Genomic DNA, 6,288 nt, shown 5'->3' with positions numbered 1-6,288 from the left:
GGGTGCGCTCGTTCTCCCAAACGTCTTGGCTGTCCTCGTCTAACGTTTCTCTGAGGAGGTCTGCGAGTTGCATGAGCACTTCTCGCTACGGCCTCCTCATTCCTCAATCCCTCAACTAGACAGTGCCACGCTTGCCGAACTTTCAAAGAAGTGAGTAAAGTGACACGAAAAAACACTCCACAAAACCACGGCGACGAAACGACAGCGATTGACTCCGAGGAGACTGCGACGTTGGCAGACCCCGACGCGGTCTTTCACGCGCTCGCGACGACGATCCGTCGGCGAACACTCTGGTACGTGCTCGAAGACCCCGAGACGACTGTCGATGAACTCGCCGACGTACTGGCAGGCTGGCGGTCGACGGCCGACGGGGTGGTCGGACCGAGCGAGCGCGACGAGATACAGATCGTACTGCACCACGTTCACCTTCCAGTGCTCGCGGCGACCGATCTGATCGAGTACGACAGCGAGACTGGCGTAGTCGATCTGGGAGACGTTCCCCAGCCAGTCCGGGAGATGGTTCGCTTTGCCTGTCGAGAGGAACTCGAACACAGCGAGTGAGAGAGCACCGATGTCACTCGCCTCGATCATCGACACGGCCACCCGCCGACGGAAGACGATCGAGTACTACGGGTCGCCAGCGACGGACCTCGCCACACAGTTTGCCAGCCGCAACGTCACTGTCGACTCCCATCCGTTCTCACCGGACGGCCCACCACCGTTCATCGTGATCAAAGACAGCGACGGCTTCCTCGGCGCGGTCAGTGAGGACGACTTCCAGTCATTGCTCGCGCCATCGATCAGCCCACCGTGGCGAATGGACGAAGCCGCCGACGAGTATCGCGCGCTCTACGCGCTCCTCGACGACACCGTGTTCGCTTCACTCGATCGCCGTCAGTTACTGGCCGCCAGCCGCGAGATCGAAGACCGCGCGTACCGGGTCGGGAACGGACAGCTCTCGGTCGGCTTTCAATCACTGGCCGCCTTCGAGGCCCAGCGATCGCTCTACGCGCGACTGGCGCGCGAGACAGCCCTCGATATCCACGCCTACGTCGTCGACGAGACCCCGAACGACGACATCCCGGGAGTCACAGTCCACGTCGAACCGACCCCGGAAATCGGCCGCTACTGGTTCATGGCCTTCGACGGCGGCGACGAGCCGTCGCAGCAGTGTGCACTCGTCGCCGAACAGGACGGAGACACGTACGAAGGCGTCTGGACCTACGATTCTCGCCTCGTCAAGCGGGTGTTTGCCGCACTCGACGACTGATCCCGTCTCGGAACGGGACTCAGCGAGCACTATTCCGTACACCCGCGGGACTCGTCCGTTCGGTTCTTGTCGTCTACTGCGAAAAGCTCGCTTCGCTCACTTTTCGAAACACCGAGAGAGCAAAGCTCTCCCGAGCAGATGACGACGAATAGTCCTCGTCGTCCTCTTCAGAAAGCTCGCAAAGCTCGCTTTCTGAAACACCGATAGACTCACTGCGTTCGTCTTCCGAGCCGACGACTCGGACTCGGCCTTTCAGTCCTCGTCTTCCGAGCCGACGACGAAGACTCGTCTTTTCAGTCCTCGTCCTCGTCCACTTCGAGAAGTTCGCTTCGCTCACTTCTCGAAACACCGAGAGAGCAAAGCTCTCCCGAGCAGATGACGACGAATAGTCATCGTCGTCCTCTTCAGAAAGCTCGCAAAGCTCGCTTTCTGAAACACCGATAGACTCACTGCGTTCGTCTATCGAGCCGACGACTCGGACTCGTCCTTTCAGTCCTCGTCCTCGTCGTCGACGTCTTCGAAGTCTGCGTCGACGTACTCCTCGCCCTGGCCGGCCGCGCCGCCAGCGCCCGCTGCACCGCCGGGACCAGCGCCGCCCATACCGCCCATGCCGCCGGCACCGGCAGCGCCACCAGCACCAGCAGCGCCTTCGGCGGCCTGCTCTTGATACATCTGCTTGCCGATCTCCTGCAGTTCCTCGCTCAGTGCTTCGGTGGCTTCCTCGTAGTCCTCACGGTCGGCGTCCTCGTCTTCCAGCACTGCCTCGACGTTCTCGATTTCGGCTTCGATGGTCTCGATCAGGTCGTCGTCGACCTCCTCCTCGTTCTCGTCGATGAGGGTCTCTGCGCGCTGGACCGCGGACTCGGCCTCGTTGCGGGCCTCGATCGTCTTCCGGCGTTCCTCGTCTTCCTCGGCGTGTTCTTCGGCTTCCTGCTGCATCTGCTCGATCTGCTCGTCGGAGAGCCCAGCGCCACCTTCGATGGTGATGTCTTCCTTGTTGCCCGATCCCTTGTCCTCTGCTTCGACGTTGACGATCCCGTTCTCGTCGATGTTAAAGGAGACCTCGATCTGGGGCGTACCGGCGGGTGCCGGCGGGATGCCGGTCAGTGCGAACTCGCCGAGCAGTTCGTTCTCGTTGGCGATTTCACGCTCACCCTGGAAGACGCGGATCTGGACCTGCGTCTGGTTGTCCGCGGCAGTGGTGAAGATCTTGGATTCTTCGGTCGGGATGGTCGTGTTCTTCTCGATGAGTCGCTCGAACAGGCCGCCCTTGACCTCGACACCGAGCGAGAGGGGCGTCACGTCCAGCAGGACGATGTCGTCTACGTCGCCGCTCAAGACGCCGCCCTGAATCGCCGCGCCCAGTGCGACGGCCTCGTCGGGGTTGACGTTCTTCTTTGGCTCTTGGCCGGTCATCTCGTCGACCTTGTCCTGGACCTGTGGCATCCGCGTCGACCCGCCGACGAGGATGACCTCGTCGATGTCGCCCTTGTCGTAGCCTGCGTCTTCGAGGGCCTGTTCCGTCGGCCCGACGGTGCGCTCGATGAGGTCCTCGGTCAGGGATTCGAACTTCGCGCGCGTGATCTTCTCCTCCAGATCGAGGGGGCCGTCGTCAGTCGTCGTGATGAAGGGAAGGCTGATCCGGGTCTCCTTGCGCGAGGAGAGTTCGATCTTGGCCTCTTCGGCGGCCTCGGTCAGGCGCTGGAGCGCCTGCCGGTCGTCGCGGAGGTCGATGCCGTGTTCGGCCTCGAACTCGTCGGCCAGATAGTCGATGATGGCATGGTCCCAGTCGTCGCCACCGAGGTCGTTGTCACCGTTCGTGGCGACGACCTCGTAGACGCCCCCGCCAAGGTCGAGGATGGAGACGTCGAAGGTGCCGCCACCGAGGTCGTAGACGAGGACGGTCTGGTCGGAGTCGTCGTCCAGTCCGTAGGCCATCGCCGCGGCCGTCGGCTCGTTGACGATGCGCTCGACCTCGAAGCCGGCGATCTCGCCGGCGTCCTTGGTCGCCTGACGCTGGCGGTCGTTGAAGTACGCCGGCACCGTAATGACGGCTTTCTCCACGTCGTCACCCAGATACTCCTCGGCGTCCCGTTTGATCTTCTGAAGGATCATCGCCGAGACCTGCTCGGGGGTGTACTCTTCGCCGTCGAGTTCGACCGAATAGTCGTCCTCGCCCATGTGGCGCTTGATCGACTGGATCGTCTCGTCAGGGTTCTTGACGGCCTGATTCTTGGCCGGCTTGCCGACGAGGCGCTCGCTGTCGTCGAACGCGACGACCGACGGTGTCGTTCGTTCGCCTTCGCTGTTGACGATAATCTCGGGGTCGCCCCCCTCCATAACCGCGAACGCGCTGTTCGTGGTACCGAGGTCGATTCCGAGAATCTTGTTGCTCGCCATCTTACCAGTCATTACCTGATTGGAGCGGTTAAAAGTTGCTAGATACACCTGTGCCGAACCGAGAGAAGGGGCCGCAAGCCGTTGATTTTCCGGGCACCGACCGCGCCGGACCGGAGAATATAAACCCAACCGCAATACCACCGTTCAGAGCCGATCTCGCGCCGGTTCGGACAGGCTTACTCGCCGTCGCTCACGGTGACCTGTGCCTCTCGCAGCACCTTCTCGGCCATGACGTAGCCCGGACGATGCACGTCGTCGATCGTGCCCTCGGGCTGGTCGGAGTCGACGCGAGCGAGCACCTGATGCAGGCGCGGGTCGACCTCGGCACCCGAATCGGGATCGACAATGTCGACGTTCTCGGCGTCGAGTACGTCGTCTAGCTGGCGCGCCGTCGACTCGACCCCGTCACGGATGTCCACGTCCTCGTCCTGATCGAGCGCGCGCTGGAGGTTGTCGCGTACGTCGAGCACCTTCGAGACGAGGTCTTCGGTCGCGCGCTGTTGCTCTTCCTCGCGGCGCTTTTCCATTCGTTTCTTGTAGTTCTGGAAGTCGGCCTGCTTGCGCTTGAGCTTCGATTCCAGTTCCTCGATCTCGTCCTCGTAGGCGTCGAGTTGGCCTTCCATCCCCTCGACGCGAGTCCGCAACGAGGCGATCTCCTTGGCGATCGTCGCAGGCTCCGAGTCGTCCACGCGGTCGATCAGATCCTGATCGACTTCCTCGTCGAGGACCACGTCGTCGCCGTCTCCCCGTCTCTCGGCCTCTGCAGGCTGGGTGTCGGCGTCGTCCGCCGGGGCCGCTGCGTTCTCGGCGGTGCCATCCGTGTCTGCTGCGTCCTGCTCGGTCATACCCGAGCAACGGGCGCGAACGAATAAAAGAATTCAGAAATCCGAGTTCGACGCAGGCACATCGTCGCCGGGCGAGACCAGTCAGTGCGCCCCCGCCAACGTTTTGCGCGTGACCCGCCAACCGCAGGGCGATGGGACGACTGTCGTTCGAGGAGGGGACGATCCGGCTGTCTGGCGATCCCCCGATGGACCTGCCGGGCGTCGAGTACGACGAGCGCAGCGAGACGGGACGAGCGTCGGCCTATCGATACGTCGACATCCGTGAAGCGCTCGACGAGCGCGGCGTCGCCTACGAAGACGACGTACTCGACCTGCCGACACCGACGCTCGAATCGACGTATCAGCTTCGGGAGTATCAGCAGTCGGCACTCGACGCGTGGCGCGCCAACGGCGACCGGGGCGTGCTCGAACTACCCACCGGCAGCGGCAAGACCGTCATCGGTCTCGCGGCGATGGAAGCACTGAACGTGCCGTCGCTGGTCGTCGTGCCGACGATCGACCTCCTCGAACAGTGGCAGCGCGAACTCGACCACGAGTTCGACCGCGAGATCGGTCGCCTCGGGGGAGGCGAGCAGCGAGTCGCGGACGTGACTGTCGCGACCTACGACTCGGCGTATCTGCGGGCCGACGAACTGGGCGACCGGTTCGGTCTCGTCGTCTTCGACGAGGTCCACCACCTCGGCGGCGAAGGGTATCGCGACATCGCACGCCTGCTGGCTGCGCCCGCCCGACTGGGGCTGACTGCGACGTTCGAGCGCCCGGACGGTGCCCACGAGACAGTCGCAGACCTGCTCGGCGAACTGGTGTACCGGCTCGACGTGGACGACCTCGCCGGCGAGCACCTCGCGGAGTACGATATCAAGCGCATCGAGGTCGATTTGACTCCCGAGGAGCGAACGGTGTACGAGCGCCATCAGGAGACCTTCACCGACTACCTGAAGCGCTCCTCGATCACGATGCGCTCTGGCAGCGACTATCAGGAACTGGTCAAGCGCTCGGGCACCGACCCGGCGGCCCGCGAAGCCCTGCTCGCCAAGCAGCGGGCACGCGAGGTGATGATGAACGCCGACCGGAAAGTCGAACGCCTCGCGGAGATTCTGGATCGCCACCGCGAGGACCGCGTGATCGTCTTTACCGCCCACACCGACCTCGTCTATCGCCTCTCGGAGCGCTTTCTCCTGCCAGCGATCACCCACGAAACCGGCGCGAGCGAACGCCGCGAGATCCTCGAACGCTTCCGCGAAGGCAAGTACTCGCGGATCGTCACGGCGAACGTCTTGGACGAGGGGGTCGACGTGCCCGATGCCAACGTCGCGGTCATCCTCTCCGGCAGTGGCTCCGAACGCGAGTTCACGCAGCGTCTCGGGCGCATCCTGCGGCCGACGGCCGACGGCTCGCGGGCGCTGCTGTACGAACTCGTCAGCGAGGAGACGGCCGAAGAACGGGTCGCTCGGCGGCGGCGTTAACGTGGTCTTTGCTGGTCCGAGGACATCACTCTGAGGACAGGCAAATAGCGTCGACTAGAGTTGTGTACCTGAACTGGTCACCGGCTCTATCTGTCGTCGGGGCTGCCGGTGTTCGCATGCGCGAATGTCAAACCACACCAGACTTGGTAAAGTTCATATTTGTGTCACAATAGAACATAGGGCACTGTCTAGTTCTGGACCTCCTGAGCCGGCGTTCGTCCGTCGAGCGCTTGATTGGGTCGTTCGTGGTTGTAATGGTGTTTGAAGCGTTGTAACCACCGTCTGGCGCTGGATTGACTGCCCCGCC

General features: G+C 63.0%; 6 protein-coding genes and 1 pseudogene. 3 read left to right on the top strand and 4 right to left on the bottom strand.

The features are described 5' to 3' along the window. Window positions 1–73: pseudogene (locus AC5FRW_RS19150) on the bottom strand (IS6 family transposase); the annotation flags it as partial. Between the two features lie 158 nt (window positions 74–231). On the opposite strand from AC5FRW_RS19150, the gene AC5FRW_RS19145 reads away from it, so the two are divergent. Further along, the gene (locus AC5FRW_RS19145) at window positions 232–561 is read left to right on the top strand and encodes a DUF7344 domain-containing protein (protein ID WP_493570064.1); all 330 of its coding nucleotides are present in this window, start codon (window positions 232–234) and stop codon (window positions 559–561) included. 10 nt (window positions 562–571) lie between these two features. Then, the gene (locus tag AC5FRW_RS19140) at window positions 572–1,270 is read left to right on the top strand and encodes a DICT sensory domain-containing protein (RefSeq protein ID WP_493570063.1); all 699 of its coding nucleotides are present in this window, start codon (window positions 572–574) and stop codon (window positions 1,268–1,270) included. Window positions 1,271–1,759: 489 nt separating this feature from the next. Here AC5FRW_RS19140 and dnaK read toward each other — a convergent pair whose 3' ends face one another. Both dnaK and AC5FRW_RS19130 read right to left on the bottom strand, forming a co-directional pair. Further along, window positions 1,760–3,670, bottom strand: coding sequence for a molecular chaperone DnaK (dnaK, locus tag AC5FRW_RS19135; protein ID WP_493570065.1), 1,911 nt, complete (start codon window positions 3,668–3,670; stop codon window positions 1,760–1,762). 176 nt (window positions 3,671–3,846) lie between these two features. Beyond that, on the bottom strand, window positions 3,847–4,515 hold the full coding sequence (locus AC5FRW_RS19130) for a nucleotide exchange factor GrpE (protein WP_493570062.1): 669 nt from the start codon (window positions 4,513–4,515) through the stop codon (window positions 3,847–3,849). 131 nt (window positions 4,516–4,646) lie between these two features. On the opposite strand from AC5FRW_RS19130, the gene AC5FRW_RS19125 reads away from it, so the two are divergent. Beyond that, on the top strand, window positions 4,647–5,981 hold the full coding sequence (locus tag AC5FRW_RS19125; RefSeq protein WP_493570061.1) for a DEAD/DEAH box helicase: 1,335 nt from the start codon (window positions 4,647–4,649) through the stop codon (window positions 5,979–5,981). Window positions 5,982–6,169: 188 nt separating this feature from the next. On the opposite strand, the gene AC5FRW_RS19120 is transcribed toward AC5FRW_RS19125, so the two are convergent. Continuing rightward, a partial coding sequence (locus AC5FRW_RS19120; RefSeq protein WP_493569381.1) for an integrase core domain-containing protein occupies window positions 6,170–6,288 on the bottom strand: 119 nt, incomplete at its 5' end.

It is taken from the genome of Halomicrobium sp. HArcht3-1 (genome assembly GCF_058933345.1).
This window is presented reverse-complemented; position numbering and strand designations above follow the sequence as displayed.